This window comes from Acidovorax sp. KPB24-03, assembly GCF_057546605.1.
In genome coordinates this window covers 1-2035 of sequence record NZ_BAAJYR010000529.1, presented here as the reverse complement: position 1 = coordinate 2035, position 2035 = coordinate 1, and the positions used below count along the sequence as shown (strand labels likewise).

The following is a 2035-nucleotide window of genomic DNA, read 5'->3' as shown; positions in this document are numbered from 1 at the left end:
CGCTTGCCGCTGCGGCACAGCAGCAGCACGGGCGCGTCGCGCGTGGCGGCCTTGGCGATGGCGGCCTCCAGTTCGCGCACGAAGCGGGGGTTGCGGGTGAGCGCCGTGCCCGTGGCCCAGGCCACGTGCAGGCTGCCCGGCACATGGCCGACGAACTTGCGCTCTTCGCCCGATCGCACATCCACCAGCAGGGCCTGGCGCGCGGTGAACAGGTCCCACGCGACCGCGGGCGGCACGCCGCCGGCGTGGGCCAGGCCCGAGGACTGGGCGTCGTTGTGGGCGGATTGCAGTGCCGGGGGCAGTTCGGTGTCTTGCACAGCGGTGGACATGGCGCGTTTCCTTTGAACCTGTGTGAATGGGTGGCTGCAGCCGCCTGTTTGGCGGGGCGTGGCCGTCCAAACCAATGTAGAACCACCCCGGCGCGAAGCCAACGAATAAAAAAATCGGCTTCTTCATCGGAAAACATCTAAGCAAGCCGGTGACTGCCTGTTTCAAAGCCCAGTGGCCATGAAAAAGCCGCCAGCACCGGGAAGGCGCTGGCGGCTTGGTCGAACCCCGAGCCGGTCAGAAGCCCGGCAGCACGGCGCCCTTGAATTCGGTCTGGATGTACTGGCGGATTTCTTCCGACTGGTAGGCCTTCACCAGCTTGGCGACCCAGGGCTTGTCCTTGTCGGCCTCGCGCACGGCGATCAGGTTGACGTAGGGGCTCTTGGCGCTTTCCTGTGCGATGGCATCCTTGGCGGGGTTCAGGCCGGCGGACAGGGCGAAGTTGGTGTTGATCGCGGCGGCGTCCAGATCGTCCAGCGAGCGGGCCAGTTGCGCGGCATCGAGTTCGACGAACTTCAGCTTCTTGGGATTGGAGACCACGTCCAGCGGCGTGGCCTTCAGGCCGGCGCCTTCCTTGAGCTTGATGAGGCCCTTGTCCTGCAGCACCAGCAGCACGCGGCCGCCGTTGGTCGGGTCGTTGGGAATGCCGAACTTGGCGCCTTCCTTCAGGTCCTCGAGCTTCTTGACCTTCTTGGAATACAGGCCGATCGGGAAATTGACCGTGTAGCCCACGGACACGAGCTTGTAGCCGCGGTCCTTGACCTGCGCGTCCAGGTAGGGCTTGTGCTGGTAGCTGTTGGCATCCAGGTCGCCGGAAGCCAGCGCCGCATTGGGCTGCACGTAATCGCTGAACTCGACGATCTGGAGCTTGAGGCCGTCCTTTTCAGCCACTTTCTTGACCTGCTCGAAGATCTGCGCGTGCGGACCGGCGGTGACACCGATCTTCAGCGGCTTGTCCTGGGCCAGCGCGCCGGTTTGAAAGCCGGCGGCCACGGCCAGGGCGAGGGTCGATTGCAGCAGGAAACGCTTGTTCACGGAAAACACCTTTGGAGAAGAGATGACCGCATCTTAGGGTTTGCCTTATCAAACCCATAAGAATACGTTTTCATTTCCTTACTACAGGCGAACATAAAAGCGCGGTGGGCGGCGCTGCTATAAATCCCGCATGCCCTCCCATGCCAATCCCGCTCCCGACCTTCTCACTGTGCGCGCCTTGGAAGAACGCGCGTTCAATGCCTGGCCCGCCCGCCAGACCGTTTTTCACCAGGGCTGGGTGTTTCGCCTGTCCGGCGGCTTCACCAAGCGGGCCAATTCGGTCAATGCGCTGGAGCCCGGGGCGCCGTTCGAGGGCGTGCGCGAGGCGGCGCAGGCGCTCTACGCCCGCCAGGGCCTGCGGCCCGTGTTCCGGATCTCGCCGCTGGTGAGCGCCAGTGCCGAGCAGGCGCTGGAGGACGCGGGCTATGCGCTCTTCGAGCCCACCTGGGTCATGCAGGCGCCCCTGCCGGAGGGTGCGGCGCCGCAGCCCTCGGTGGAAATCGCACAGGCGCCAACGGCCGAGTGGCTGGACGGCTTTGCCGCCGCCAACGGCGTGGCCGAGTCACACCACGCCACGCACCACGCCATGGTGCAGTCGATCGCCCTGCCCTGCGCCTTCGCCACGGTGCGCCATCAGGGCCGCGCCGTGGGTTTTTGGCCTGGCCGTGCGCGA

Annotated in this window: 3 protein-coding genes; 1 reads left to right on the top strand and 2 read right to left on the bottom strand. The window is 65.5% G+C overall.

What is annotated here, in order from left to right:
* The coding region (locus AC27KI_RS23585; protein ID WP_487116156.1) for a rhodanese-like domain-containing protein at positions 1 to 329 on the bottom strand (329 nt) is incomplete at its 3' end.
* Between the two features lie 235 nt (positions 330 to 564).
* Positions 565 to 1362 carry a MetQ/NlpA family ABC transporter substrate-binding protein gene (locus AC27KI_RS23580; protein WP_487116154.1) on the bottom strand — a complete coding sequence of 266 codons (798 nt, stop codon included), beginning with the start codon at positions 1360 to 1362 and terminating at the stop codon, positions 565 to 567.
* Between the two features lie 130 nt (positions 1363 to 1492).
* On the opposite strand from AC27KI_RS23580, the gene AC27KI_RS23575 reads away from it, so the two are divergent.
* The coding region (locus AC27KI_RS23575; protein ID WP_487116153.1) for a GNAT family N-acetyltransferase, cg3035/Rv0428c family at positions 1493 to 2035 on the top strand (543 nt) is incomplete at its 3' end.